Here is a 26,427-nt window from a genome sequence, read left to right as displayed (position 1 = left end):
GGAACTCCTCTGGATGTGCAGCGGGCATGGCTCGGACTCCTCTCCTGCAGCAGCAACGCTACAGATCAGGTGTCCGGAGAACCGGGTCAAGCTCCGAACCGTGTCGGGTGTGCGCGGTGATCAGGCGCCGCCAATCGTCGTGACTGTCGATCCGCGCGACCTTCACCGATGTCGGCGCGAAGCGGAGTTCGTAAACGAACTCGGGCTCGCTCTCACGGCTATGGGTCCAGGTGTCGACGCCGTCGTCGAGGGTAGTTGCCGTCCACAGGGCGCCGTCGGGTAAGACCTCGGTTGAGCCTGTCCTGTTGCGGACCGACGGCGGCGCCAGCGTCTCGACTCGGCCCGAGTGTCGCTGGGGTGAGGTGAATGTGTCCCGCGTTGGCGATCCGAGTTCTTCGGCGATCGCCGCCGCCATGGCGACGATCGCCGGGTCGCGCGTATTCACCTGGAGGGCGTCGTCCATCCCGGTGCCGTACAGGTACGTGCTGATGTCTTTCTGCGCTTCCCAGAGGAGGGTGTCCATGGACAAGCCTCGAAGAAACTCGTTGATGGACAGATCTTGTGCGTCTCGGTCGAAGTCCCGGGCGAAGCCGGCGACGAAGTTTCGGCCGGGCACCGTGTCCACGAGGTCGGAACCCCGTAGTCGACTGGACATGGGGGCAGACTACCGAGAGCGCGTTTTGCTGGGTGATGTCGTCGGCGCCGACTGTGACGCCGCAACCACGGGGGGCCGACACGGCCGGTGGTGTCCCTCCGACTTCGTCGACTCGGGCGTCGGGGTTGCAGTACGTCCTCAGGTCGGTGCGAAGCCCCCGATGTCGAGTGAGACGACGAAGACTGCGAACGGGAGATACCCGACGAGGAAAGTCAGCGCCCCGACGAAAGCGATCCAGCGAACGCGCCCCGCGAACAGCATGGCTGCACCGCCGAGCAGTGCGATGGTGAGTGGAGGCGCGCACAAAATGACCCAGTAACTGGTCGGCGGCGGCGGGAGGTCGGTGCCTCGCCGAAGGTGGGAGGGGACGGCGTAACCCGGGTGCAAGTCCGGAGCAAAGCCGGCCGCGCACATCGCCGCGTAGAAGCCGAGGACGAGCGTCCCGAGTACCGCCGCAATGGCGGCAAGGGGTCCAATGACCTCACCGCGCCAGGTGAATTTCGGTGTCCCGGATGCCGTCATCGGGTCACCGTAGTGCAAGGGAGCGCAGGGTCACCGGCGGACCGGTACGAGATCGGCGTCCGCGTCGGACCTGGACGCGCGCCAGGACAGGGTGTCGAAAACGCATGCCCCGATCGAACGTTCGTGATCACGAGGCGCTGGATAGGGCGGTGAGCGCGGCCGGCGGTGTCACGCGGTAGTCCCCGAGTCCGGCGACCCGGCGGCATCCGTCGAGTTCGAACGACACGGGGGTTGATCCCGACCCGTCCGGGCGTACCAGTTCGGTGGAGGCGACGCGGGTGCTGAACAGGTTGCAGGCCGGGGCCAAGGGAGCATCGACGATCGATCGGACGAGTCCCGCACTGCTGCCTCGGTCGAGGACAGTGCGCGTGCCGGCGACCACGTCCCCTCCGTCCGGTGAGGGTTCGCTGTCGGGCGGCTCGTAGGTACACACGACAAGTGCGTCGACGTCGTCGACGGGGAGCGTCAGTGTGGGAGCGGTTACGCGGCCGTATTCTCGCTCGGCTCTTCGGCGGCGGCCACGTCGTCCGCCGTTGTCGGCTCGAATGATGCCGCGTGGGAATCCTGTTCGCAGCTTGTGGCGAACCGGTCGTCGAGTCCGTTGGGGTGCGAGGACCGTCCGACTTCGGTGAGGTGTCGAAGGGCGAGATACGGGGCGTTTTGCAGGTTGCACGGGTCCGCCGGCCACGCCGGACGGAACGCTGCGCCTGTGTCGTCGACCAGCCACAAGCCCACCGGGGCCACGCCGAAATTGATGCAGCTTGCATAAGTCCCGTCGGGGAACCGGAACGAGTCGGCACTGAACGCCGAGAAGACGGAGAGCACGTCGCCCTCCAAACGCACCGAGTCGATGGTCCTCATTCCGCTGGCGTCGGTTCCGCGTTCACAACGCAGCGCTCCGACCACGCGGAAGTCGGCGGGCGGGTAGCCCGGCTCGGGTGCGTTGCCGGCAAGTGCCGGATCCCACGGCCCCAGTCCGGTCAAATCGGTGACGATGTTCTCCGCGAGACACGTCGGAGACGACGTGACCACCGCCGTGGGTGGCCGAAAGGCGATCCGGTCGACGAACGGATTCGAACACCCCGCCGCCGTCATAACGACGAGTGACCCGGCGAGTGCCGAGCGCGTCGAACGCGACGCGCAGAGTCGCTGAATGCGCCGACGCCTTTCCATGGCCGCTCGGCTCCAGAGCCATCTGCTCATAGCGTCCGGACCGTCACGGCTCGAAAGTAGAACCCGTCCTGGATCGCTGGCTCGTAGTCGAACTCGACCCGCTGACCGGGCTTCAGAGTCAGAAAACCTTCACCGACTATCGCGGAGAAATGCGCCCACACCCCGCCCGGAGTTGCGTCGGAATCGAGTACGCCCCAGCCGTGTTCGTCGTGCCACGTACGCACCGCACCTGTGGCGGTGAAGAACCGCAGCGGTTCGAGTGGGGGAGACTTCGCGCTGTCGCGATCCAATTCTTCCTGCATCACGGTCAGCCCGTCAGGGCCGGGGCCGTCGACGCTGAGCCAGAGGCTCGTATGAAACGCCCCCTCTGATGCTGGCGCGGTCGTACCGCGCGGCCAGACGCGCTCGACGAGGTAGTGCATGCCGTTGATGGGCTCGTCCGAGGTGCTCCATTCGAAGTCGACCTCCGTGCCGGGGCGAAGGCCGAGAGCCGGCGACCGATCGAGGTCGGCGACGCCCTCGACGCGCACTGCGTGTGACATTGCGTAGGCGCCGCCCAAGGTGTCGTCCGAGTCGATGACGCCCCACTGGTCGGCGAAATGCCATTCGCGGACTACACCTGTCGACACCATCGAATCAGCATAGGACTCTCAAGAATAGTAAAAGGAGCGTTAACGCACACGGTGCAACACACCCGGCATCGTTCCATGGGTGTGCGTTGTGTGGGAGCGGACCTGCCTGGTGCCTGGCCGCTGGTTCAGCTACGCCGAGACCGCCGCCTGCTCACCAAAAGGCCGGCCACCGCCCCCGCCACGACTCCGACCATTGGAACGATCGGGCCCGCGAAATCGAGGAGCGCCGACCCCTCGTCGTCGCCGACGAAAGCGTAGTCGACTCTCCCTGCCGGGATCAGCAGCGCGAGAAGCGCTGCCAGGACAAGACCAACCGCAGCTCCTGCGAACGTCCACAACGCGTGCCGCTTCATAGGTCCACCATCGCACACACCGCCGACCGGGCCGGAAGGCGTTCGACCCAGCCATCGTTCGGTGAAAACCGCACTATTCATTCGGCAGTGAGCGGATCTGGAGATCCGGCCGATGCCGTCGACTGCCGCGGCGGTGGGGGCTCAGATCCACAGAACGCCGTCGACGGCACGATCGACCGGGGGATAGGCGCCGGTGCCGGCTTGTTCGACGAGCGAATGGGCGATGTAGTCGGGTGCGCGATCCAGCCGGGCGCCGTTCTCGTCGTAGATGTTGCGTCGGGCTGTCAGCGTGAGGCCGGGATAGTCGGCGTGGCGGTAGGAGACATGTACCTGCCCGTGCGGCCATTCCCCTTCGTAGGTCGCAGTGAAATCGGTAATGCCGTCGGGGCACGAGAGTGCGCCCGATTGGCCGAGACAATGTCGGACGTAGGAGGCATGGTCGAGGGGTCGCGGGCCGAGGGGCCAACGGTGATCGGTGACGTCGATCGCGGTGGCGGGTATCGGTGTCGTGTCGCCGTTGGGGTCGAGGACGGTGACGCCGCGGGCGCCGGCCTGGTCGGGGCGGGTGATCGCCCACAATCGTCCGCCGGCTGCCGTACCGTCCACAACCCGAAGTTCGGTCCATTTCGTCGTGAACACCACGGTGTCGCCGCGGTAGGCGTTGATGACGGTGGTGGCGCTCCTCCGGGATTCGAGGCCCCAGTACCACCGCACGTCGCCGTCGGACGCGCGTTTGCGGTAGTGCGCTTCGTTGTAGGTCAGATTGGCGTATTCGCTCGTGTATCCCACCGTGCGTTCGTTCCGATGTGCTGTGCCCGGTTCGATGCGTGCGGGAACGGGGCCGTGCAGCGGAATGCTCGACACCGACGACGCGAATGCTGCCTCGAAGCCAGGGCTGTCGGGTGCGCGGCCGGCTACCGGGTTCGCGACCACGGGTGGTGCTCGAGTCCGATGTGCAGGTGACTCTCGTCCGATTCGACGGAGACGACACCGGCATCGACGACGGGGACGGTCCGGGTTCCGCCGCCGGGGAGCGCGACGAGGAACGACTGCCGTGGGAACGGCGGTGGCGGTGTGTCCGCCGTCCGCGCGAGGGCGGGTTGTCGCCTCCGGTGCGTCGTGAAACACCATGCGCCGGACCGGCCCGCTCCCAGAAGGGCGCGTCCGTCGGTGTATTCGGCGCGGTCGATGCCGTCGGCGGTGACGCGTGCGAGCGGACCACCTCGGTCGTTCTGCACCCAGAGGCCGGTGTCGTCGGCGGCGAGGTACGAGGGGCGCCCGCCGGGTGGAGCGGCCGGGAGTTCCGTCCACGAGGTCAGCGTCTCGAACTCCGCGGTGCGTGGGTCGAACAGTGCCGCCACCGGCTGCGTCTCGTCGACGACCCACACACGGCCGGCGACATGAAACACGAATCGTGGCCGCAGCATCCGCGGTTCGCGGCGGGCTCCCATGCTGTCCCCGGCGTGGTTCACCATGACGTCTCCGGCGGTGCGACGAGCTCGGGTGCCCCGGTCACGGGCACACCGGGGTGCAGCCGCTGCTGCAACGTGGCGAGGCCGGCGTCGTCGATCCTGCCCACTGTCACCTCGCACATCCAGTCGAAATCCGGTGTCGACCATGCCCGTTGCTCCTGGGGAGATCTCACCGCCCACGGCTCGGGCGAGCGTCGGCGGCGCATGAGCCGCCCCGTCCTACGCTTGTCGGGGGGCCCGAGAGATGCGACGAATTCGCCCGTGTTTCTCTCCGGCACCTCGACCCAGAACGGGGTGAGGTCGAGTCGGACGGGGATTTCGATCACACAGCAGGAACGTGTCTTTCGCAAAATAGGCGATCAGTGATGCGATCGAGCCGAGAACGACAAGCGCGAGGGGCAGAACGCGTTTCATCGAGGCTCCTTGTCGGTCGGGTGTTGATCGTGTCCGAAGCGCGCGGTGACCGCAGTCAGGGTGCTGCTCCCCTCGTGCCGTTGTGGACGCGATCGGTGAACGTGCCCGTACGTCGCCACAAGCGAACGAGCACAGAGGTATTGGCGGCGACCCCGATCGCGTAGGGAAGGACGACGAGCGCCGCAGCGCCGGGTGTGAGTACAGGGCCCCAGCTGTTCGGATCACGGATTTCGGGGGCGACAACGGTTTCTACAACCGAGAACACGAACGAGGCATACGTCAGAATCGCCGCGGTCGCGCCGATCGAACCGAGCCACCGCCCGAGCCACGGACGAGCGCGGCGAAGTGCGGATGCCCCGAGAGATCCCACCACGGCGAGTGGAATGAACACCACGAGCGAGAACACGCCGAGGAGCATCCACCAGGCGACCGCGTCACCGATGACCGTTCGCGAGTTGGCGACGACGAGACCGACCGGGAGACACAGGCCGACGAGAAGCAACGGAGACAACGAAACCCACTGCACCCGAGAAGCATCGCGTGAACGGCGTTGCGCGTCGCAGACGAACATGTCGACGGTTCCGGCGTCGCTCGTGTCAACCGACACATCGGTCTCGTCTCGGTCGACCATGCACCAAGGATGCCATGCGGTCCGTTTCGTCGGGTTCAGAACCTAGGGTGAGGTCATGACCAGCACCGGTGTCATCGCAATGTGGGGGGACGAGGGATGGGGCGTGGTGGAGTCGCCCGACACACCCGGCGGGTGTTGGGTCCACGTCGGCCACCTGTGGGCGATCACCCTGCCTCCCACACGCAGGAACGAGTCCGTTCACATCTCCCGCACTGGCGTTCACGGTCCGATCGTGGGATAGACCGTGGACTTCGAGTGGGAGCGAGTGCGGCAGGACGGTTAGGACTATCGCGCCGTCAGCGTGCGGCCTCGCCGCAGCGGGCCCACGACAACCATCCGATGGGAGTACGGCAGCGACCGCCACCCGGGAGTCGTCTTCCGCACCGTCGCCCGACCGGAGTCACCCAAGGCCGACGGCTGATGAACGCCTGCGGGAGCGGCATTCACTCCTGACGTCGTAGTGCTCAGAATCGGCGCAGGAAGGTGTACCAATCGCCGTCGAGTTCGGCGTAGCCGATCTCCTGTTCGCCGGCGGGTGGGCCGAGGCGGGGTGCACCGTCTGGGAGGTAGGCGAATCCGACCTGGTCGACGACTCCGCCCTCGACGTAGATCAGGCATCCACCGTCGGCTGCCTCGAGGCCCTCGAAGACGTACACCCCGATACGGCCGCCGCCGGGTGCGGCGCAGTCCACTGCGACCTCGGCAAGTGAGCTTCTCGACATCGCGAACCCGACGGTGAACGGCACCGACATGCCGGCCAGGACCACAGTCGCAGCCACGACAACGACGGCAATCGACGACAGTTTCCACGCTCGGAACCGAACCCATCCCACAATCGTCAGCACGAGCCACACTGCACCGAGGACGAGCAGTAGCCAACCGGATGCGGCGAGAAGCCAAATCATGGCCGCTGGTGGGGTGAGCGAGTACAGCAGGACGGCGCAGGCTGCCGCAGCAACGGCAGTGATCACGACGACGGAGGCTTCCCACCACGACGGGGCGTCAGGACGCTGGCCCGCAGGTGTCGGCGGGGCGGTCAGCGCGGCGTAGACGCGCTCGTGCGAAAACGGCGACGTGCCCATCGACTCACCCTATCCGCGACGGCCGCAACACGACCGCCGTCGACGACGCCGACCGGGACGTAGGCTTCGGATTCCGCTCTGTCGTTCGACCGGACGGGATCGTCCTCGATGTGTGTGCGGCGCACGGAACATTGCCGAGAATGTGCGATCGTCGCCTCGATTGCGCGCTTCGCACCCTGTCACATTGGGACGTACGAGGTGACCACTAGGGCGCTCCACGAGAGGTCTGCTTCATAGCGCCGGTAGCGTAAGAATCAAACTCCTCCCCGCGGGGTTCCTCGCACAACCTTCGACGCTAGTTCCTCGTACTCCTCGGCAGATACTTTCGCTAGACCACGTATGAACGCCCGGCCTTCTGGCCCGACTTCCGATCGGTTGGTGCAGAAGCCGGTGGCGTAGCTGATCGGCTCATGCTCTAGACCAACCCACTCGACACGAATGTGCTGAACAGACGGATCGTAAATCTTCCCGGGATGACCCGCAGTCAGGATTCGAGGACGCGACCAGTCCTCGTATATCTCTTCTGCGTTGTCAGGTCCGACGTACACAACACACTGACCTTTCACAACGTCTTCTTCGGCGAGCTCTGTGCGCTGCTGCTCCATGCCCCCATTCTTAGCAAGTTCGTGGCGGATCGGCCGCAACGATGTCGAGTCGGGTCTGGGCGACGAGTCGGGAGATCGTCGCCCCGGATCCGTTGATGAAGGCCCAGGTCGGGTCGACGTCCGATGCCACACACCAGGCACGGTCGGCCGGCCAGATGAACGCCGCCGGCGGCATGTCGGGAGTGGGCTGGGCGCACCACTGTCCGACGTCGCTCAGAGGGCCGGAGAACAGGTGGTAGGTGCGATTCGGGATGGCTACGACGGGTGGACCCGTGGTGATGGTCTCGTCGATCTCCGGCCACCCCTCCCACAGGCAGAAGTAGCAGAGTTGCGGCGTGGTGGTGTCCGCGGCCAGCATGTCGCAGAGCTCGGCCATGACGGGGCCGTCGCCCTGCTCGCCGAGGGGCCGCGGCGGAATCTCCGGCCTCGGGGCGTCGCCGTCGTCGGGGATGTATCGCAGGCGGGCGTGCGCCGGGTACAGGGTGTGCGGTCCGAAGGTAGCGAGCACGTCCCACGCGATTCCTGAACGGGTGAGCCACGCGGCCGGCGCGGGGTCTTTCGGAACTTGCAGGACCATTCTCGTAGTCAAACAGCAGGAGAGCGCCTGGAACATATCGTGTACGGCGAGATCAGCGGTGATCCGATATGGCCACGTCCCGCTCGCACGAGGTTCAGCTATGGTCGTCGCCGGTACCCGTGAGATACCCTCATCTAAGGTGACCCCGAGTCCGCCGCCGTCGTGCGGCGTTCCTCCTACTACTCGGGGCTTCGACATGTACGACTTCGTACCGTCCGAATCCTTATCAGCGGCAGCATCTTCGCCACCACTCCCACCGTTCCGCATTCTCGTGCCGTGGTGGGTGATCGGGGACGGGTCTTTTCCGCGGGCGTCCGTCGGTGACGACGTCGAGGTGTTCGCCGAGCTGATCACCGGGACGTCGTCGCGACTGAACCATTCGCTGACCGCGTTCGCGGTTCCTGCCTACGGGATGGCGCCACGCGAGAGCGGTGACGGCAGGCGACATTGGTGGCATCTGCTCTACCGCGAGGGGTGGAGCGCCGGGTGGCGGTCGGATGCGCCGCGTTCCGGTCGGGTGGCGGTCCAGGGGTACTTCGTGGCGACTCTGGGTAACGATCCCAACGGCCCGGTCGCGGTGAGCGGCCGTGTGTCGTCCTTGCAGTCGGTGCAGGTCCGCCTGGATCCGATCGAGGGTGGTGGGCGGCGAGAAGTCGGTGGTACCGAGTCGCTGAACGCGGTGGACGAGGTTCCCGTCGAGTTCGAGCCGTTCTCCTTCCCGAACGACGGCCTGCCCCACCGCGGGGTGACAGGCGTGCTCGTCGACCTCGAGTTGGGCGACCCTCCGACAGATCGGACCCCGTTCGACCCGGGCGCGATCGATGCCGGTGCCGGGGTGGTGTGGGTGATGCACCGATCGGACCCGACCGTGCTGCGCATCGACCCGCGTCAGGATCCGCCGGTGGTGCGAGAGGTCCTGCTGCCGTTGCCGATCGAGGAGCCGAGCGGCGACTTCACCCGCCGCGTACACGCTGCTGACGACGGATGCTGGATCGTCGGAATGCACGACGTGCATCGCGTCGTCGTCGACGGTGCCGATACGGTCACCGACGAGCGTGTGTGCGCCGGCGGCGCTCAGCCCAGTGTCCTCGTCGACGGGCAGGTGTGTGTGGTCGGGTCGACGTCGGATCGACTTATGGCTGATCGACGGCACGGAATCATTCGTCGGCCGGCCGATGCGGTGGCGTTGTGGGTGTGCGACCCCGCGACGCAGTCGTTGCGGGAGGTGACCGATTGGCAGACCGTGTTCGAGGTGCAACGACATCGTCGGCGGCCGGCTATGGTGACCGACGCCGACGGTGTCCAGTGGATGTCGGGGCGCCGCGGGTTCCTGCGCCGCACGGGCAACGAGACGACCGCCGTCGACGTCGGTGATGCGGCGGTCGGGACGGCGGTGTGGGTGCAGCGGCGGCCCGAGGACGACCCGGCGACTGCGGCCGTGTTGGCCAATATCACCGTTGGTGCCTGGTTCGCCGAAGCCCCCGACACCGACGACGATCCGGAACCCGACAGTCCCGCCGATGGGAACGCCGAGTCCGTGCGGGGTGAGCGGTCGTGACCGGTCCTCGTACTTTGGTTGTTCGGATCGACTCGTGGGTGATTGGCGACGGTGAGATCGCGGTGCCGCGCCGCGGCGAAGTGTTGGCCGGGCCATTGCAGTTCATCGAAGCCGGTGCCGATGCACCGCATGCGGTGCGGGTGCGGGCGGAGTTGGTGGCATCGGACCGGCCCCCGGTTTGGCAGTACACCGGCGAGGAGACTTCGCGCCGGTGGGAGTGGTCGGGGTTGCTGCGTGGGGACGGGTGGACGGCGTCGTGGCGGGGTGCCGTTCCGCGGACCGGGCAGGTCGACCTGACCGGGGTGTTCTGGGGGTCGTTCGGGCCCGACATGCGAGGTCGGTTCCGCGGCCGGGTGACGCGAGTGCGGATGGCGTCCGAACGGTACGAGCGCCGGGGCGCCGGGGGTTGGTATTCCGTCCCCGGTCACTACCGGCTGCGTGAGGTGGACACGGCTCCGCGGTTCTTCGGCTTGGGGGACACCGAGCACGACGGAGACAGCGCCGATATGGAGACCAGTGTCGTGGTCGATCTGGACCTGGACAACGTTCCGGCGCTGCCGGTTCGGCCGGAGCTGGTGCCCGGTGACGTGAGTGTCGCGGGTGGTGTGTTGTGGGTGGTGGATTCCGCGTTGCCGGTGGTGCTGCGCATCGACGCCGACGACCGCGCCACTCGCGTGGTACTGCCGGGGGCGATCGGAACACCGCGGAGGGTGTACGCGACCCCGTCGGGATGCTGGGTCACCGGCCAGGACGGCACGTTCTGGGTGACCGAGGGTGCGGATCCGGTGCGGGTGGACGATCAGCCAGTGGTCGCCGGTGCCGCGGCCGGTGAGAGTCTGGTCGCGAGCACGGGCACGGCGGTGTGGCGGCAGTATTCGCCCAGTCGCGAACCGGTCGACCTTGCCGCCGTCGCCGGTCATGTCAGTTCGATCGTGGTGGTGGATGATTACGTCTACGCGGCGGTGCTTCCACGGGGGAGGTCGGAGCTGCATCTGGTGCGGGTGTCGTCTTCGGGCGAATGCACGGTCGGATCGGCGATCCCGCTGGTGCGAAACCGGCACCGGAAGCCCTTTCTGATGGGCGATGCGCTGCGCTTGGTGCACGGTGCAGACGTCGGGGTGGTGGAGTCCGACCTGAGCGTTCGCAGAGAACGCATCTTCGCGAGACACCCCGTCGGAGGAGGTCGAACGGACGAGTTGTCCTGGACCGTGACGCCCACCCCGAACGGCACGTCGGCCGGGTGGTGGCCGTTGCCAGGACCTGTCGTGGTGGATCGGACGCGGGCGTCCTGGGTGCTGACCGTGCACGATTCGGCCAGCCTCGAGCCGGTGACGAGTGTGCCGGTCTCTACACACACGGCACGGGTCGCTGCCGGCGCCGACGGAGAGGTGTTCGTCATCGACGGTGCGGTGCGCCGGTTCCGCACGGACAGCCCCGTGATGGCCGACCCCGAGGTGATCGACGTGGCGGGTATCGCTGCGCGACTCGTGTGACACGGCAATCGGTGGGGGCCGTCGTCGTCTGTCTGGGATGGTGAAGCGATGAGTGTGGTCGAGACGTTGTTGGCGGGTCCGCGTGCTCGACGGTTGCTGCTCGAATATGCAGATGCGGCGGAACGGTTGTCGGAGGTGCAGTCGGACAACTCGTTTCACAGGGCGGTGTTCCTGGCGGCGTATCGCCTCGACGTCGATCGGGGCTCCGGGGTGGTCATGTTCGGTCCCGGTGCGGAGGAGGTGCGGCGGACGGTAGTGACCGCCGAATAAGTAGCGGACCGACTCACCCGCGTGGTGTTGCCGGAGATGACCGCGACCGCGGTGCGGCAAGCGATGGAGTTCTCGATGGACTTAGCGCGGTACTGGCAGGAACCGGATGGCGCGGACGTTCTCGCCGCGACCGATGCCGTGCGGGGAGCGCTGCGGCGGGTCGCCGAGCACGTCGCGCAGTCCCCGTGGACCGAGTGGTGGTCGGCGGATGCGGCGCTGAACGAGCAGTGGGCGGTGGGATGGAGCTTCGGTGACGCGGACCTTCTCGACGATTCCGCGGTGGGGCGGCCGGCGGCGGAGGTGTTGTCCGAGTGGTCCGTTCGCACCGCAGTGGAGGAGGAGCGCGCCCTGCGGGAGCGGCCCACGGATCCCACCGCCAGCGTTGGGGGTGAGTGGTGGTCGACGCCGCCGACGCTGTGTTCGTCTCGTCTGTTGGCCGATGGGACGCCTGCGGGGTTGTGGTTCGTCGAGGACAGCTCGGACCCGCCGCGAGCGGTGTCGCGGCGCGTCACCGTCGCGGAGGGTGCTCGGGTGTTCGAGGTCGACGGGCCACAGGCCACAGGCGTGGGCGCAGTTGTGCCGGCGATTTTCGCTCGAGGTGACGGCGCAGAAGCGACACGAGTGGTACCGCACCACCGGTCGGGCGGGCAGGTGGGTCATCCCGGACTGGTTGCGGGTGGGCGAAGTGTACGACGGCGTCCACCTCACCGCAGCGGGATACCTGTCCGCTGCGACGACGGAGATTCCGGTCGACGACGACTGTGCGAGCGTCATCGCCGGGTGGGCACCGGACGAGACGTACTGGTTCACCGACGCGGCGAGGATCGTCGCCGACGATGTCCGCCTGTGGGTGAGTGAGTCAAACGGGGAGCGGCTCGACTGGGTCGAGGACGACCAGCCACCGGCTTAGGCTGAGGCGATGACAGCGGCGATGCACGGCGAAAGGTCAACTGCCGGGGCACCGGCGCGGTGGGCGTGGTTGGTGCTGGCCTCGATCGTGGCCATTGTCGCCGCGGTGGGTGTCGTCGCCGGGTCGATTCGCGAGTACCAGGTGAGCTCGTGCGAGATCATCGACGCCACCGCCACCTGCATGATGTCCACCCTCGACATCGTCGGGTGGGGTGCGACCGCGGTCGTCGTGGGCGCTGCGTTGCTGTGTGCGGTGCCGGCGTTGTGGCCGCGCCCGGCCGCGCGCTGGGGGAGCGTGGCGGCACTGGTGCTACTCGGCGTCGGATCACTGATCATGTTGGGCCGCATCGGATTCTCTGTGGTGGCGGTGGCGCTGTTGGGTGCGGTCCTGGCCGCGGCGCAGGGGTGGCACACCTCGAGGAGACGCAGCATTCACGTCGGCGAGATCGAGGTTCCTCTGGGAACGCTGTTGGGCAGGTCCGTCGGCCCAAACGAGACGAACGGTAGCTCGTAGGGGCTTATCGGGAGGCTCAATCGACTCGGCCGCGGCGGGGTGGATCGATGCGTCGCTGGCGGTCGACGGGGACGCCCGGGTGGAGGGCGTTCTGCAACGCGTGCACGGTGTCGTCGTCGATGTCGACCTCGTTCATCGCGGCCGCCCAGTCCCAGTCGGGTGTGGACCACACGTAGTGCAGCGGGCCCCATCTGGGTGCCCAGCTCCCGTCGGGGGACCGTGGGTTCCGGGCTAGCATGGTGTGCTCGTTGTGCCCCTCGAATGCGCCTGTTGCTTCGTCCGCAACCGGCACGGTGGTGGGGGTGAAGTCGACGGGGACGCGCGCGATGAGCCGCTCGGCGGTCACGGTGTCCGCAAACCACTGCGCCTGATGCCTTTTCATGTCGTCGCTGCGGCGACGGAGTTCGTCCTGACGCTCTTGTTGCGTCTGTGTGGGACCATTCCAGGCGAACATCGAGGAATCGACCGGTTGGCCGACCGTCAGGTCGACATAGTGCGCGCCGACGCCGACCGCGTCGATTCGGTAGCCGAGTATCCGGCCTGTCTCGATGTCGACCCAGATGCGCATCGGGTGCGGCTTGCGTTCGGGCGGGGCGAGTTCGACTGTCCAACAGCGACGGTCGAGAAACGTCTCCTCGGTGATGGGCCCGGTCGGTCTGGTGAAGTCGTCACCGGCCCATTCCGCGGCCGAGCGTCGCTTGATCAGGAACTGATTCTTGCCGAAGTAGTGCACCCGATCCGACGGCCCCATCAACGGGCGCTGCGGGTCGGGGGTGAAGTCCCAGGCGGTGGTGCCGTCGGTGATGAACACGGGGGCACCGTCGTACTCCACGCGCGTTGCGGGACCGTGGAGCCAGACGATGCAGTCGTCCACAGCTCGGACGAACATAGGCCGATACCCGGCGGTCTTGAACGTGACCGGGTCACGCTGGGAATTGGGGTCTTCTCGGATGGTCCCGTGCAGCGGTGCGTCGTTCGGTGTGGTGAGGGCACGCAGGACTTCCACCCATTCGGTCACGATTCACTCTTTCGGTACCCGACGGAGAGAATCGCCGCGACGACGGCGCCGGCCAGGAGAAGCAGGACGACATCCGCGCTGCGTTGAACCGCTGAGGTCCCCGACCACGTCAGGACGCGCACGATCACGGCCAGTAGGTACAGACCGATGGCGGCGGTGCGCGGATTGCCCATGGTGATGAGCGTAAGCGCGAGCCGGGGTGTGCGCACGTGAACGACAGTGCGGTCCGCTGCTCTGGCTCGGAACCCACGGGCGGGTGAGCCTCTGCTGGCCGTCCCATTGCGCAGCGGGCTTCTACATCACCGTCGATCCGCGCACGAACGGCCTTCTGTGGATGACGGCGCGCTGACGAGACACGGGGCCGTAGGGTGACCACGTGTCGTTCTCGTTCCCAATCCTCCTCCGCTCGAGTGCAATTGCCGGGACTGCACTGGTGGCCGTATGGGCTCTGAGCAATGCCTGGCCGATCGACCTGTACCAGGCCGAGACCGCCACTCGCTCCGAGTATGCGTTCGGCAACAATTGGTCCGACCTGTTCTTGAATCCGTCGTGGGCTGCGGGCGTTGCCCTCGTGGTGGCCGTGGTAGCAATCCGGTTCAGCGGGGGTAACCGGGCTGCCCCGGTTGTCGTCGCTGTTGTCGGACTCGCGGTGCTTGCGGCGCCGTCGGTGGTCTCGGTGCCCACGGGTCTGGCACCGACGACAACGGGGGTGGCGGCCGGTCTGCTCCTGAGTTTCGCGGTGTCCGCTGCTGGATCGGAACGATCCTGTCTGACCGCTCTGGTTCTCGGTGCGGCGTCCGCTGACCTCGCACGGCGAGAAGTCGATGCGCGCCTGGGTTCACCGCGGGACTGGTCGATCAGCCTCGGAGGCAATTCCGCGACCACGCTGGTTCCGATCGCGGTGCTCGTTCTGGTCGGTGTGGTCATCCTAGCGACGTCGAAGTGGTTGCCGCCGTTGCCTGCACGGCCGCCACTATCGCGGTCGGCCGCAGCACCGATTGCAGCGGTGGTCATCTGGGGTGTCTACGTGTCGTTCGGTGACAGCGCCTCGTCCCCAGGGCAATGGGTGGCTGCCGTCGCTGTGACTGTGGTCGTCGTGGCAGTTGTCGCGCTGCGGTCCGGTGCGGACGGCCGATTCCTCTGCGCAGGCCTGGCAGTCGCCGCCACGGCGGTCAACGACGTGATTTGGAGTGGGTGGTGGTTGGGGCCGCTCGCGCTGGTGGGAATCGCCGCGGGTTTCGTCATGGCCCGCCGACTTCCGTCGACGGTGGCGGGGTGCTGCATCTTGGCGGCAGTGTGCGTTTCCGGACTGCTCTGGGACAACCCTGTTTCCACGATCGCCTACGCCGCAGTTCTCCCCGCAGCCGCCGCCTACTCCTTCCTGTCGACGCCGGTAACGGACCGTTCTGTCATGACCCTGGGGATCCTGCTGCCGGTGATGATTGCTGTCCTGGGCTTCTCGGCATTGGGGAGGCGGCCGAGCGGTGTGCTGATGTGGGTCACGGGTGAACCGATCGAGCTTCCCGAGGCCGGCACCGTCATCGCGGCGAGCTCGGGTGCGATCACCCTCGCTGCGCTGACGTGCGTGACCGCAGCGTTGGTCTCGTTCGTGATCGGTCGCCGCGCGGCGCGCGCGGTCGAACGGTGACGGGGCCCGACAACAGGCCGGTGCGGCACGATCGAGCCCATGACGCCCTGCACCGTCGACCACGGTGATCTTCTACCGCCCGGGTGGACGTACCTCGACAGGGAGCAGGTCGACGAGGCGTGGTCACGGTTCCGGGCCGCGTTCGGCGCCCTCCGGCCGGGTCTGCACGCCGACGCCTGGCCGGCGATCACCGAGCCGGCGCCGTCGGTCACGTTCGACCTGCGGTTCGACGCGACCGCGGTGCCCGCGATATGGGCTGCTCGCATGGAGGCGATCAACGCGGAGACTGTCCGCTGCTTGCTCGGCATCGCGGATCCTTCCGAAGTCGTGGTGCTGGATTGGCAGCATCCTGGTTACCGCCTCGACCTGTCCGAGCATGCGTCAGCCCCTGACGCCGTGTGGGGGGTGCCGGTCTACCCGGACGGCGATTACTACACCTTCGTGCTGCCCGACTTCAGCGAGGGGACGTTCGGCCACCCGTGGGAGCAGTCGCTGTGTGTGTTCGGCCCGAGACTGGTGGGCACACTGGCCGTCACGCTATCGACGTGGCTGCCGGTCCTTCGGGTCGACGGGCGCACCCAGCAAGACAATCCCCTGCTCGTGGACGACCCGCCGCCCGTGCGGCGTCCAGCACGCAGGTTCTTCGAAGGGTTTACCGAGGCCGGTCCGCACTTCGCCCATCGGATGCGGCAGCGGGGGGATGCCGGGTGCTCCGACGCCTCCGGAGCATGACGTACACCGCCGATCCGACGACGGGCAGGACCCACGCGGACGCGATAGCGAACGCTTTGGTCGACCCCGTCAGCCGACCCTGTGCCGCGATCGAGACGAACGCTCCCACGATGAACCACGCCGAGATGACGACGACACCGACGGCGACATCTACGAAGAGCTGATTGAAAGACTCGACGCAGTCCGGGCTGAGGTGGCATTCACTCAGGCCGGACTCGGCGAGGATGGTCGACGGCACGAGAACAGGCTATCGGTACGTTCTCGGCAGGCGACTGGAACTCGAGATGAATAGCGGATGCTGCAACAAACGTTGAACGGGTACGTGACGGTTCGGGCAGGCGCGGAGTAGTGCTGTCCGTGGCCCTCGCGCACGATGACGGTGATGCTATTGCGACTGTTCGAATGCTACAGCCGACTCTCGGCCGCCGGGTGGTGTCGGTTGTGGCGCAGGGTCACGACAAGAGGGGGTAGCAAGCAGCCGCCAATCGCGAAAGCTGCAAAAGCTGCGATGGCCCAACCTGGTCGTACGTTCCATATGACGTCCAAGATCTGCCAGGCCCCAGCAAGAATCGCGACAGTCCCCAGCAGCCGGCGTCGTAAGACGGCCCGCGACGGACGCACGGCGAATCGGCCGAACAGGACCGGCAGCCGGAAGCCCCGATTCGACCGTGAAATCTCGACATTCGAGCGCACGGTTAGCGTCACCCCGAGTGCGAGGAGAACTCCAGCGATCACGAGACCAGCCATCGAATCTGCGCCTCCTGGCCTTCGCGGTGATATCGGTTCGACCGTTGTGGGTACCGGCCGGATCATTGACCTCGTTGTCGACCCGATTCTAGGCGCCGGTCTTCGTTCCAATCACGCGTTCGGTGGCCCCACTGCGTGCCATACGAGGTGTCGACGAGCGTGCCCACACCTGACGTCGTCGAGCACGTGCGGTGCGGCTCCGACTCGATCCAGGCTTCCGACACGTTCACTTGTCAGGGGGCGTCAGCTCCGACGATCAATGACCTGTTCGCAACGCAGGGGCAACGATTCCATCGACACCCCCACTCGTACGCAGACACGCCGCTCCACTACGAGGGAAGATCGAGCCCATGCCCGTCGAACGCCAACTGCCCAACCCCGCCGAACTGCGCGAGCTGCTGTCCTTCAAGAAGCCGGATCTGCACCCGCGCCGCCGTCGGCTGAATGCTGCTCTCACCATCGAGGACCTCCGCAAGATTGCCAAGTGGCGTACTCCGCGGGCCGCCTTCGACTACACCGACGGCGCCGCCGACGCTGAGATCTCGTTGTTCCGAGCACGACAAGCATTCCGCGACATCGAGTTCCACCCGTCGATCCTGCGTGACGTCTCCCGAGTCGACACCTCGACCACCGTCTTCGGCGGTCCGTCGTCCCTCCCGTTCGGTATCGCACCGACCGGGTTCACCCGCCTCATGCAGACCGAGGGCGAAGTCGCGGGTGCCGGTGCCGCGGGCGCCGCCGGCATCCCCTTCTGCCTGTCCACTCTCGGAACCACCTCGATCGAGGACGTGCGCGCAGCCAACCCGATGGGCCGGAACTGGTTCCAGCTCTACGTGATGAGGGAACGCGATATCTCTTTCGGGCTCGTCGAGCGAGCCGCCCGCGCCGGTTTCGACACGCTGCTGTTCACCGTCGACACCCCCGTCGCCGGAGCGCGGCTGCGCGACAAGCGCAACGGGTTCTCCATCCCTCCGCAACTGACGGCGTCGATCATCGCCGACGCGATCCCGCGGCCGTGGTGGTGGTGGGATTTCCTCACCACCGCCAAGCTGGAGTTCGCGTCCCTGTCCTCGACCGGGGGAACGGTGGGCGAGCTCGTGAACTCGGCCATGGACCCGAGCATCTCCTTCGCCGATCTCGACGTGATCCGCAGCATCTGGCCCGGCAAGATCGTCGTGAAGGGCGTTCAGTCCGTGGCGGATTCGGTCGAGCTCGCCGAGCGCGGGGTCGACGGCATCATTCTGTCGAACCACGGTGGGCGCCAGCTCGATCGAGCGCCCGTGCCCTTCCATCTCCTGCCGTCGGTGGTGCGGGAGGTCGGGCCGGACTTCGAGGTCGCCGTCGACACGGGCATCATGCACGGCGCCGACATCGTCGCCTCGATCGCGATGGGGGCGTCGTTCACGCTGGTCGGTCGGGCCTACCTGTACGGCCTGATGGCAGGCGGCCGCGCGGGCGTCGACCGCATGATCGACATCCTGCGCGAGCAGATCGTGCGCACCATGCAGCTGTTGCAGGTGAACTCGCTCGCCGACCTGACCCCCGAGCACGTCACGCAGCTCACTCGGCTGGTTCCGAGGGACTCGGCAGGACGAGCTGCATCGACTCTCGAGGCCCCCTGACGCGAGGTGCACACCGCCGGTGAGGACGGGGTCAGCGGCGATCCGCCGCCACCGGGGGTGGGGACTCGGCAGTCGAGGTGCTCGCGTTGGGTCGTGCTGCGATGCGTCGGGGGTCGTCCGCGTCGAGGGCGTCGATGGGGACACGTACCGGGTGCGACGACGTTCCGGTGACGACATACTTCTGCCCGGGCCGCGCCGAAGCTGCCCCCTCGGTGGTCTCGACCGGCGACGGTTCCTCGAGGGCGTCGCGCACGATTCTGCGCGGGTCGTACTGGCGCAGATTCACCGACTCCCACTCCGAGCGCCGCAGGGGCATGCCGAGGTCCTGCTCCGCCGCGGCGCGGGTGGCGTCGACGAACTGTCTCAGGCTGCGGACACCTCGGGCGAGGTGCCGGGCGTAGCCCGGTAGGCGGGCCGGCCCGAGGACGACGCCGGCGATGACAGCGACGAGGAACAGCTTCTCGAGGGTCAGACCGAACATGCCGGATCTCCTACGGGTGTCGGGTCGGTGGGTGTCACGGCGCGGGTGCGTCGTTGGACTCGGTTGTCGCGCAGAGTGGTGACGGCGACGGCGGCGCCGAAGAGTGCCGACATGGGGAGCGCGACGAGGAACATCGACATCACGTCCGCGGCAGGGGTGACGAGTGCGCTGAACACGACGATGACGAGGACGAATATGCGCCAACTGCGTCGAAGCCTGTGTGCAGACAGGAAGCCGAGGCAGTTGAGCATCACCACGATCACCGGCAGTACGAAAGCGATCCCGGTGGCGAGGACGATCTTCATGACGAAATCGACGTAGTACGACGCGTCGAGGATGGTGCTGTCCTGGTCGGAGGAGAACCCCGCCAGGACGGTAACCATGCGTGGGAAGAGCAGCAGCCCGAACGTGCACCCCGCGCCGAACAGCGGCACCGCGGCCGCGGAGAACCCCAGGACGTACTTCTTCTCCCGCCGGGTGAAACCGGGGGTCAGATAGGCGAGGAGTTCCCGCAACCAGATCGGGCTGGAGAGGACGACGCCGGCAACGAGTGCGATCCGCACGTGCAGATCGAAGGCGCCGGTGACGGTGTCGTAGTTCAAGCTGGCCTGACGGGACTGTGCGAGTTCCTCCACGGGGGCGCGGAGAACGTCCAGTACCTGATCGGCGAGAACGAAGCCGAGGATGAGAGCGACCGTGAAGGCCACCGCCGCGCGGGTCGCGCGACGGCGTGCCTCGGTGACGTGCCCGGCGAGCGGCATGGTGCCGCGCGCGGCGGTGGCTGTGGTCACGACGCGTGTCGGATCGGAACCGGCGCACCGTCGTCGGCGGTCGGGTCGGCCGATGCCACGCGCTCCGTTGGGGCGGCGGACGTGACGCGTGCCTCGTCTTTGAGTATGCGCAGGGACTGGCCGACGCCCTTGGCGAGCGAGGGGAGCTTGGTCGAGCCGAAGACGAGTAACAGGACCGCAAGGACGATCAGCGCGTGCCAGCCGGTCAGGTTGTGCAACATGGCGTTTCCTTCGGGTGTCGTGGGGTGGGGTCAGTAGGTCGGGGCGGCGGGCGGGCCGCCGGCGGGGGGAGTGCCACCGCCCATCGGAGGCATTCCGCCGCCGGGTCCACCGCCGCCGGGCGCTGCGCCGGCGGTCGGTTCCGTGGTGGTGTCGACGGCGACGGCGAGGGACCCGACGTAGCCGGAGGCGGGGTCGCCGATGAAAGTGCCCATCTGCAGGTCGTATCCGTCGCCGAACACGTTGTCGTCGTCGAGGGTTCCGATCCGAGCGAGGTTGGACGCCGATCCCGGGTAGGTGTCGAGCTGGTAGACGGTGTCGAGCATGTCCCGGGGGAAGGCGACCTGCGAGGTGGCGATCGCGGTGTCGGCCGTGGTGGCGGAGGCGACGTCCGGGTAGACCTCGAAATGGATGTGCGTCCACCGGCCGGAATAGCAACCGGGAACGATGGTGTCGAAGGTGACGCTCCCGGCAGCGTCGGCGACCTGCACGCCGCGCAGGTACGTTTCGTCCTCCGCACCTTCGGAATACATCGAGTACAGACCGGCGGCGTCGCACTGCCAGAGATACACGGCCACGCCCTCGAACGGCCGGTTGTCGTTCGCGAGGTCGGTGACGGTGAACGTCATCGACAGCGGTACCCCGGCGACGGTGGTGCCGCCGTCGAGACTCGAGGTGACGTCGGACCGCACGATCCCCGATTCCTCGAGGATGTTGACGCCGTTGCTGCCGTCGGCGGGGTAGGGGCCGTTGGTCTCGTCGGGAATCTCCGTGCCGGCGGCAGCGGTTGTCGCGGCCGACGATGTGGCGGTCCCGGTGGTGGCGCCGGACGAATTCGAGCACGCGGCCAGGGCCAGCGCGCCGACGCCGGCGCCGAGGATGCTCAGCACGCGGCGGCGGCTGATCAGGGTGGTGACGTCGAATCCGGCGCCCTGGTCCACGACGTCTTCGCTCGGTCGGGGAAGCAGGCGCCCGTCGTAGGCGGGTCCATCAGGGGTGTTCGTGGGTGTGGGAACGGTGGTCATCCCGGTTGCTCCTGTTCGTCGCGGTCGATCTCGTCGGTGCGATCGATACTTCCGGGGTGACCATGGAGGACCCTGACCCTCCGCTGTGAGGTTCCCGGGAGCGGTCGACGCCGACCGGTGAGGTGGGAATCGGCGCACAGGAGGTCGAGCGACCACCTCGTCCGTCGGAGAATCGTGCGCACCGGGTTGCACCCTTCGAGCCAGATTCTCGATGTACTGCCCGGGGCCTACCTCGGGCCGATCACTGCGGCGTTCCTGGTGACCGCCGTGGTCGACGGCCGCGCCGGTCTGCGTGCATGGGGGAGGAGGCTGTGGCACTGGGAGGTCGCGCCGCGCTGGTATGCCATCACGGTGCTGGGGGTTCCCGCTGCGATGCTGCTGACCGGTCTGGCGCTCTCGGGCGGTGCGATCGCCGCTCCCAGCACGGCAGCATTGGTGGCCTTCGCACCGGTGCTGGCGTTCCAGATGGTCACCACGGGGCTCGCTGAGGAACCGGGGTGGCGTGACTTCGCTCTGCCCCGACGGTGCCGACCTGTTTGGCGACGGCCGATGCCAAGATGCCGCCCGTCGGCACGCACTGTTCATCCGCGCTCAGAGCACGTCCGTCCTCGAGGACCTGCGGCGATTGGTGGGGTTGCTCCGGTCGCCGGGGAACCCGCGGATTCCGGTGCTGATCCTGACCACCTTTGACACCGACGACTACGTCTTCCGTGCGCTCGAAGCCGGCGTCGCGGGACGGGCACTCGATCTCCTCACCGCGCGGGAGCGGGAGATTCTGCTCCTTCTGGCCGAAGGGATGTCGAACGAGGAGATTGCCGCCGCGTTGGTCGTCGAGGTGGGCACGGTCAAATCCCATCTCGCCCGGCTACTTCCGAAACTGGGCGTGCGGTCGCGATTGCAGGCGGCGGTGTGGGCGTATCGAAATCACGTGGTCACCGTGGACGCCCCCCGGCCCTGAGACGCCTGGGTCGACCCCATGTCCGCCGCAGGGCCAGTTGCGTGAGCGGCGTGACGGCGAGCGCCACCGCGAGTCCCACGAAGAAAGCCAGGATCACGTTGTCCTGCAGCGCTTGTCCGCCGAGATAGCCGGCCATGACGATGTAGATGCTCCAGGTGAGCACCGCGATCGCGGTGTAGGGACCGAAGATGCGCCACGGCAGCCTGCTGATCCCGGCGCTCAGCGTGACGACGTAGCGCCCGACCGGAATGTATCGCGACGTGACGAGTATCAGCCCGGGGCGGTCGGCGAGTTGTGTGCCCACCCAGTCGAGAGTTTGTCGACGACGCGTGCCGGGTGGTAGGCGTCGCAACACGGGATCGGCGAGCGCGCGACCGGCGAAGTAGGGAACGAGATCCCCGCCGAACGCCCCGAGTGCCGTCGCGGCGACGACGAGCATTACGTTCGCATCCCCGTTCGCCGCGGCGACCCCGGCGACGACGAGGAACGGTTCACTGGGAATCGCGGGCAGGAACGAATCCAGGAACGACACGACGAGCAGAATCACGTAGAGCCACGGGGACAGCACGAGAGCCTCCGCGGTGTCGAGCCAGTCCATCATCGTCGAGGGCTCGGATCCGGGCCGAGGGCAACGTCGTCGGAGGAGACGAAACGATGAACTTCCTCGACGAAACGGCGCGGGCGCTCGATGTGCGGCCAGTGACCGGTGTGGGCGAACCGCACCTCGTCCGCCGACGGGACGCGGGACAGGAAGGTCTCGACGTCCTCCGGTGGGGACAGGGCGTCGCCGTCGCCCCGCAAGATCCGAGTGCGACACTGCACCTGCTCGAGGTCGCGGCCGGGATCGCGAGTCACGGCCGAGACCAGGGCCGGGAACGTGGCGGGCGCGCCCAGATCGTGCATCGTGGCGCGCACGACCTCGGTGTCGAGCAGGTCCGGCCGAGCGACGAAGCCGCCCAACAACGCTCGGCGCAGGCGCTCCGACTCGGCGACCAACCGGGAGGCCGACGAGGGCACCGGGAATCCCACCATCGCGGATTCGGCGACCAGGGTGGCGACCGAGCGCGGGTTCCGCCGGAACGTGGCAACCGGGTGCCGGCCGAGGTGGACCAGCGTGAGAATCGGTCCGCCGGTGATGATCAGTCCACCCAGCCGCGACGGGTGCCGCACGGCCGCGCGCGTTCCCACCAGGGAGCCCATCGAATGGCCCACCACCACGGGTGCGTGAACGTCGAGTGCGTCGCACAGATCGACGACCGAGTCGCCCAGTCCGTCGAACGTGACGTGACGACGCGAGAACTGCGATGCGCCGAACCCCGGAAGGTCGACCGCGATCACACGGTAATGCTCCGACAGCGCCGGGAAGAGGTGCGCGAACCACCGCCATCCGGCCGAGATGCCGTGCAGGAGAACGAGCGTCGGCGCATTGTCGCGTGGGAGGTCGACGCAGCTCACCGGGGTGGAGGCCGTCTCCACGACGCGAACGTGGTCCTCCCACCGGCTCGCCGGCAACGCACCGGGAAGGCGTTCGCCGTATCCGTCCCACACGTCAGCGCCGCCCCCCACTGCACACCTCCACACGCCCCGAAACCGGACCGTCATCGTCGCAAGTCGTTGACTCGAAGTCAACGGGTGCTGGGCTCGGCCCGAGTGGTCGACGATCGAGGGCAGCGAGGCGGCGCAGCGCACCTCGACGTACGCATGCTGCAACCTGCGCGTAGCCAGGCGCGCTGCGCGCCGGGATCGAAAGGGTGCGACAAATCAGCACCTATTGTCATCTTCGGATACGCGTGGTTTAGTTCTGTCACCAGGAACGGAACTCATCACCGAGGCGGTAGTCGTCATGCGCGTTCGCGACACGATCATCACGAAGGCTCAGGCCGTGGTCCCGATGGAACGCCAGATCCAGGGACTGCATCTGTGGCAGCGCGCCAAGCGACTCGTGGTCGACGACGGGCAACCGCACTTCACCGAATCGCCGATTCCCGACGTCGCGGACCTCGATCTGACCGACATCGACGTCAGTGACCCGTTCCTGTGGCGTCAGGGAGCGTGGGAGTCCTACTTCCGTCGTCTGCGCGACGAATCGCCCGTCCACTACCGGGCCGACAGTGCGTTCGGGCCGTTCTGGTCGGTGACCCGGTACGACGACATCGTCCGCGTCGACAAGGATTTCGAGACGTTCTCGGCCGAACCGCAGATCATCCTCGGTGCGCCGCCGGACGGTCTGGACATCGAGATGTTCATCGCCATGGATCCGCCGCGTCACGATCAGCAGCGCGCCGCGGTCCAGGGAGTGGTCGCACCCCAGAACCTGGAGGAGATGGAAGGGCTCATCCGCTCACGCGTCGCGGAGGTCCTCGACGAGCTCCCGGTGGGTGAGCCCTTCGACTGGGTCGACCGCGTCAGTATCGAGCTGACGTCCCGTATGCTCGCGACGCTGCTGGACTTCCCGTACGACGAGCGTCGCAAGCTGGTGGAGTGGACCGACCTGGTGGCGGCGAGCGCGTCCGCGACGGGCGGGTCCACGGACACCGATGCGTCGTACCGGGCGGCGGCGGAGGCGGCCCGCAGCTTCAGTGCGCTCTGGCACGACAAGGCCGCACGGCTGGCCGCGGGGGAGGCGCCGGGGTACGACCTCATCACTCTCATGCAACTGTCCGAGGACACAAAGGACCTCATCGACCGACCGATGGAGTTCCTGGGCAACATCGTGCTGCTCGTGGTCGGCGGCAACGACACCACCCGCAACTCGATGACCGGCGGACTGCTGGCCCTGAACCGGTTCCCCGAGCAGTTCGACCGCCTCCGTGAGAACCCCGCACTCGTCCCGAAGATGGTGCACGAGATCCTGCGGTGGCAAACGCCGCTGGCGTACATGCGTCGCGTCGCCACCCGCGACACCGTCCTGAACGGGCAATTCATTCGCAAGGGCGACAAGGTCGTCATGTGGTACGCCTCGGCCAACCGGGACGAGCGCACGTTCGAGAACCCCGACGACTTCGTCATCGACCGGCGCAACGCCCGCCATCACCTCGCGTTCGGCATCGGGACGCACCGGTGCATGGGAAGTCGCCTGGCCGAGATGCAGCTGCGCATCCTGTGGGAGGAATTGCTGACGCGCTTCGACGACATCGAGGTGGTGGAGGAGCCGACGCGGGTGCAGTCGAACTTCGTCCGCGGCTACGGCTCGATGTCGGTGGTGCTCACTCCGAAGGGTGGCGAGCGCCGGCAGTACGGCACCTGGCGTGAACGCAATGCCACGAAGGCCGACCGCACCAGCACCACGCCCGACGCGGGTGGGTCCACGGCGAGCGCACCCGCACCGGAGGTCCCGCGCGGCGGGCGCAGCGCCGAACGGACGCAACTCGACCTGCGCGTGACGGGACGGCGAACGGTCGCGGAGGGCGTCGTCGAACTCACGCTCACCGACACCGCCGGCGGCTCGCTCCCGCCCTGGACCCCCGGCGCCCACGTCGAATTGACGCTGAAGCCCGGCCTGATCCGGCACTACTCGCTGTGCGGAGATCTCACCGATCGGTCGTCGTGGACGGTGGCCGTTCTGCGGGAACCGGACGGCCGCGGCGGATCGGCCCACGTGCACGACGAGCTCGTCGAGGGCTCCACCCTCCGGGCTCGTGGTCCGATCGACAACTTCGCGCTCGTTCCCGCGCCGCGCTACCTCTTCCTCGCCGGCGGTATCGGCATCACGCCGATCCGCGCGATGATCGCCGCAGCGCGGTCCGCCGGGGCCGAGTGGAACCTGGTGTACGTCGGCCGGTCTCGGTCGTCGATGGCGTTTCTCGACGAGTTCGACGGCGACGATCGGGTGACCGTCTGGGCCAAGGACGAGCGCGGCGGACGCCTCGATCTGGACACGGTGCTGGGCGAGCCGCGCCCGGCCACCCTCGTCTACTGCTGCGGACCGGCTGCTCTTCTCGACGCCGTCGAGACGCGGTGCACCCCGTGGCCGGGGGAGGTCCTGCACCTCGAGCGTTTCGCGGCCCGAACCGTCGCTGCGCCCGACGGCGCCCTGGACTCGTTCGAGGTGGAGTGCGCGCGGACGGGCGTGACCGTCACCGTCGCCGACGGCACGACGATCTTCGACGCGGTCGAGCAGGCCGGCGCCGACGTCATCGGATCCTGCATGGAAGGCATCTGCGGCACCTGCGAGGCCGATGTCCTGAGCGGGACCCCCGACCACCGCGATTCCGTGCTGTCCCGCGCCGAGCGCGAGCGCGGAGACACCGTGATGACGTGCGTGTCGCGATCGCTGTCGCCCAAGCTGGTTCTCGACCTCTAGGACACCGAAACGGGATGCGCAGC

Annotated in this window: 27 protein-coding genes; 10 read left to right on the top strand and 17 right to left on the bottom strand. The window is 67.5% G+C overall.

Features of this window, described 5'->3' with window-relative positions:
• Positions 1–58 precede the first annotated feature (58 nt).
• From BMZ18_RS02180 to BMZ18_RS19965, 9 genes are all read right to left on the bottom strand, one after another.
• Positions 59–625 (bottom strand): hypothetical protein, encoded by a 567-nt coding sequence (locus BMZ18_RS02180; protein ID WP_074921706.1) that lies wholly within the window; start codon positions 623–625, stop codon positions 59–61.
• Between the two features lie 168 nt (positions 626–793).
• The gene (locus tag BMZ18_RS02175; RefSeq protein WP_068362791.1) at positions 794–1,177 is read right to left on the bottom strand and encodes a hypothetical protein; all 384 of its coding nucleotides are present in this window, start codon (positions 1,175–1,177) and stop codon (positions 794–796) included.
• A 480-nt stretch (positions 1,178–1,657) separates the two neighbouring features.
• Positions 1,658–2,272 carry a hypothetical protein gene (locus BMZ18_RS19975; protein ID WP_244516377.1) on the bottom strand — a complete coding sequence of 205 codons (615 nt, stop codon included), beginning with the start codon at positions 2,270–2,272 and terminating at the stop codon, positions 1,658–1,660.
• Positions 2,273–2,376: 104 nt separating this feature from the next.
• A complete protein-coding gene (locus BMZ18_RS20135) occupies positions 2,377–2,982 on the bottom strand; it encodes a cold-shock protein (protein WP_068362794.1) in 606 nt (201 codons plus the stop codon).
• A gap of 494 nt (positions 2,983–3,476) precedes the next feature.
• Positions 3,477–4,124, bottom strand: coding sequence for a hypothetical protein (locus tag BMZ18_RS02155; protein ID WP_139203739.1), 648 nt, complete (start codon positions 4,122–4,124; stop codon positions 3,477–3,479).
• Positions 4,125–4,249: 125 nt separating this feature from the next.
• Positions 4,250–4,810: an NHL repeat-containing protein gene (locus BMZ18_RS02150; RefSeq protein WP_068362803.1), complete on the bottom strand. Its 561-nt coding sequence runs from the start codon at positions 4,808–4,810 to the stop codon at positions 4,250–4,252.
• A 466-nt stretch (positions 4,811–5,276) separates the two neighbouring features.
• Positions 5,277–5,627, bottom strand: a complete 351-nt coding sequence (locus BMZ18_RS19255; RefSeq protein WP_139203737.1) for a hypothetical protein — start codon at positions 5,625–5,627, stop codon at positions 5,277–5,279.
• A gap of 689 nt (positions 5,628–6,316) precedes the next feature.
• The gene (locus BMZ18_RS19250) at positions 6,317–6,934 is read right to left on the bottom strand and encodes a hypothetical protein (RefSeq protein WP_139203734.1); all 618 of its coding nucleotides are present in this window, start codon (positions 6,932–6,934) and stop codon (positions 6,317–6,319) included.
• Between the two features lie 615 nt (positions 6,935–7,549).
• Positions 7,550–8,047, bottom strand: a complete 498-nt coding sequence (locus BMZ18_RS19965; protein ID WP_244516376.1) for a hypothetical protein — start codon at positions 8,045–8,047, stop codon at positions 7,550–7,552.
• A 352-nt stretch (positions 8,048–8,399) separates the two neighbouring features.
• On the opposite strand from BMZ18_RS19965, the gene BMZ18_RS02120 reads away from it, so the two are divergent.
• The 5 genes from BMZ18_RS02120 to BMZ18_RS19240 all read left to right on the top strand — a co-directional run bounded on the left by BMZ18_RS02120 (position 8,400) and on the right by BMZ18_RS19240 (position 12,860).
• Complete coding sequence (locus BMZ18_RS02120; protein WP_139203732.1) at positions 8,400–9,674, top strand: hypothetical protein; 1,275 nt, start codon at positions 8,400–8,402, stop codon at positions 9,672–9,674.
• A gap of 38 nt (positions 9,675–9,712) precedes the next feature.
• Complete coding sequence (locus BMZ18_RS02115) at positions 9,713–11,167, top strand: hypothetical protein (protein WP_082895010.1); 1,455 nt, start codon at positions 9,713–9,715, stop codon at positions 11,165–11,167.
• Between the two features lie 48 nt (positions 11,168–11,215).
• Positions 11,216–11,437, top strand: a complete 222-nt coding sequence (locus BMZ18_RS19960) for a hypothetical protein (protein ID WP_244516375.1) — start codon at positions 11,216–11,218, stop codon at positions 11,435–11,437.
• A gap of 598 nt (positions 11,438–12,035) precedes the next feature.
• Positions 12,036–12,347 carry a hypothetical protein gene (locus BMZ18_RS19955; protein ID WP_244516374.1) on the top strand — a complete coding sequence of 104 codons (312 nt, stop codon included), beginning with the start codon at positions 12,036–12,038 and terminating at the stop codon, positions 12,345–12,347.
• A 9-nt stretch (positions 12,348–12,356) separates the two neighbouring features.
• Complete coding sequence (locus BMZ18_RS19240; RefSeq protein ID WP_139203729.1) at positions 12,357–12,860, top strand: hypothetical protein; 504 nt, start codon at positions 12,357–12,359, stop codon at positions 12,858–12,860.
• A 16-nt stretch (positions 12,861–12,876) separates the two neighbouring features.
• On the opposite strand, the gene BMZ18_RS19875 is transcribed toward BMZ18_RS19240, so the two are convergent.
• On the bottom strand, positions 12,877–13,878 hold the full coding sequence (locus tag BMZ18_RS19875; RefSeq protein ID WP_068362818.1) for a hypothetical protein: 1,002 nt from the start codon (positions 13,876–13,878) through the stop codon (positions 12,877–12,879).
• The gene (locus tag BMZ18_RS02095; RefSeq protein ID WP_068362821.1) at positions 13,875–14,087 is read right to left on the bottom strand and encodes a hypothetical protein; all 213 of its coding nucleotides are present in this window, start codon (positions 14,085–14,087) and stop codon (positions 13,875–13,877) included. The genes BMZ18_RS19875 and BMZ18_RS02095 overlap by 4 nt, the downstream gene beginning before the upstream one ends.
• Before the next feature lie 692 nt (positions 14,088–14,779).
• On the opposite strand from BMZ18_RS02095, the gene BMZ18_RS19230 reads away from it, so the two are divergent.
• The 3 genes from BMZ18_RS19230 to BMZ18_RS02080 all read left to right on the top strand — a co-directional run bounded on the left by BMZ18_RS19230 (position 14,780) and on the right by BMZ18_RS02080 (position 18,627).
• Complete coding sequence (locus BMZ18_RS19230) at positions 14,780–15,526, top strand: hypothetical protein (RefSeq protein WP_139203727.1); 747 nt, start codon at positions 14,780–14,782, stop codon at positions 15,524–15,526.
• Between the two features lie 39 nt (positions 15,527–15,565).
• Positions 15,566–16,258, top strand: coding sequence for a DUF2716 domain-containing protein (locus tag BMZ18_RS02085; RefSeq protein ID WP_068362827.1), 693 nt, complete (start codon positions 15,566–15,568; stop codon positions 16,256–16,258).
• 1,097 nt (positions 16,259–17,355) lie between these two features.
• Complete coding sequence (locus tag BMZ18_RS02080; protein ID WP_068362830.1) at positions 17,356–18,627, top strand: alpha-hydroxy acid oxidase; 1,272 nt, start codon at positions 17,356–17,358, stop codon at positions 18,625–18,627.
• Between the two features lie 31 nt (positions 18,628–18,658).
• On the opposite strand, the gene BMZ18_RS02075 is transcribed toward BMZ18_RS02080, so the two are convergent.
• From BMZ18_RS02075 to BMZ18_RS02060, 4 genes are read right to left on the bottom strand one after another with little or no spacing between them, the layout of a single operon-like run.
• Complete coding sequence (locus tag BMZ18_RS02075; protein WP_068362833.1) at positions 18,659–19,108, bottom strand: twin-arginine translocase TatA/TatE family subunit; 450 nt, start codon at positions 19,106–19,108, stop codon at positions 18,659–18,661.
• Positions 19,096–19,899: a twin-arginine translocase subunit TatC gene (tatC, locus tag BMZ18_RS02070; RefSeq protein ID WP_244516373.1), complete on the bottom strand. Its 804-nt coding sequence runs from the start codon at positions 19,897–19,899 to the stop codon at positions 19,096–19,098. The genes BMZ18_RS02075 and tatC overlap by 13 nt, the downstream gene beginning before the upstream one ends.
• Positions 19,896–20,120 (bottom strand): twin-arginine translocase TatA/TatE family subunit, encoded by a 225-nt coding sequence (locus BMZ18_RS02065; RefSeq protein ID WP_074921700.1) that lies wholly within the window; start codon positions 20,118–20,120, stop codon positions 19,896–19,898. Before BMZ18_RS02065 ends, tatC begins: the two co-directional genes overlap by 4 nt.
• 30 nt (positions 20,121–20,150) lie before the next feature.
• Positions 20,151–21,143 carry a dioxygenase family protein gene (locus BMZ18_RS02060; RefSeq protein WP_074921698.1) on the bottom strand — a complete coding sequence of 331 codons (993 nt, stop codon included), beginning with the start codon at positions 21,141–21,143 and terminating at the stop codon, positions 20,151–20,153.
• A gap of 502 nt (positions 21,144–21,645) precedes the next feature.
• Here BMZ18_RS02060 and BMZ18_RS19870 point away from each other — a divergent pair.
• Positions 21,646–22,101 (top strand): helix-turn-helix transcriptional regulator, encoded by a 456-nt coding sequence (locus tag BMZ18_RS19870; RefSeq protein WP_068366663.1) that lies wholly within the window; start codon positions 21,646–21,648, stop codon positions 22,099–22,101.
• On the opposite strand, the gene BMZ18_RS02045 is transcribed toward BMZ18_RS19870, so the two are convergent.
• Together BMZ18_RS02045 and BMZ18_RS02040 are read right to left on the bottom strand one after the other, a co-directional pair.
• Entirely contained in the window at positions 22,076–22,702 is a 627-nt protein-coding gene (locus BMZ18_RS02045; protein ID WP_068366664.1) for a DedA family protein, read from the bottom strand. The two genes, BMZ18_RS19870 and BMZ18_RS02045, sit on opposite strands and share 26 nt — an antisense overlap.
• Positions 22,699–23,667 carry an alpha/beta fold hydrolase gene (locus tag BMZ18_RS02040; RefSeq protein ID WP_068366667.1) on the bottom strand — a complete coding sequence of 323 codons (969 nt, stop codon included), beginning with the start codon at positions 23,665–23,667 and terminating at the stop codon, positions 22,699–22,701. Before BMZ18_RS02040 ends, BMZ18_RS02045 begins: the two co-directional genes overlap by 4 nt.
• Positions 23,668–23,944: 277 nt before the next feature.
• Between BMZ18_RS02040 and BMZ18_RS02035 the strand changes: the two genes are divergently transcribed.
• A complete protein-coding gene (locus BMZ18_RS02035; RefSeq protein WP_068366669.1) occupies positions 23,945–26,404 on the top strand; it encodes a cytochrome P450/oxidoreductase in 2,460 nt (819 codons plus the stop codon).
• The last annotated feature ends 23 nt before the right edge of the window (positions 26,405–26,427 follow it).

This window comes from Rhodococcoides kroppenstedtii, from assembly GCF_900111805.1.
GTDB classification, from domain to species: domain Bacteria; phylum Actinomycetota; class Actinomycetes; order Mycobacteriales; family Mycobacteriaceae; genus Rhodococcoides; species Rhodococcoides kroppenstedtii.
The sequence above is the reverse complement of the archived record's forward strand: the minus strand, read 5'-3'. Positions and strand labels throughout refer to the sequence as shown.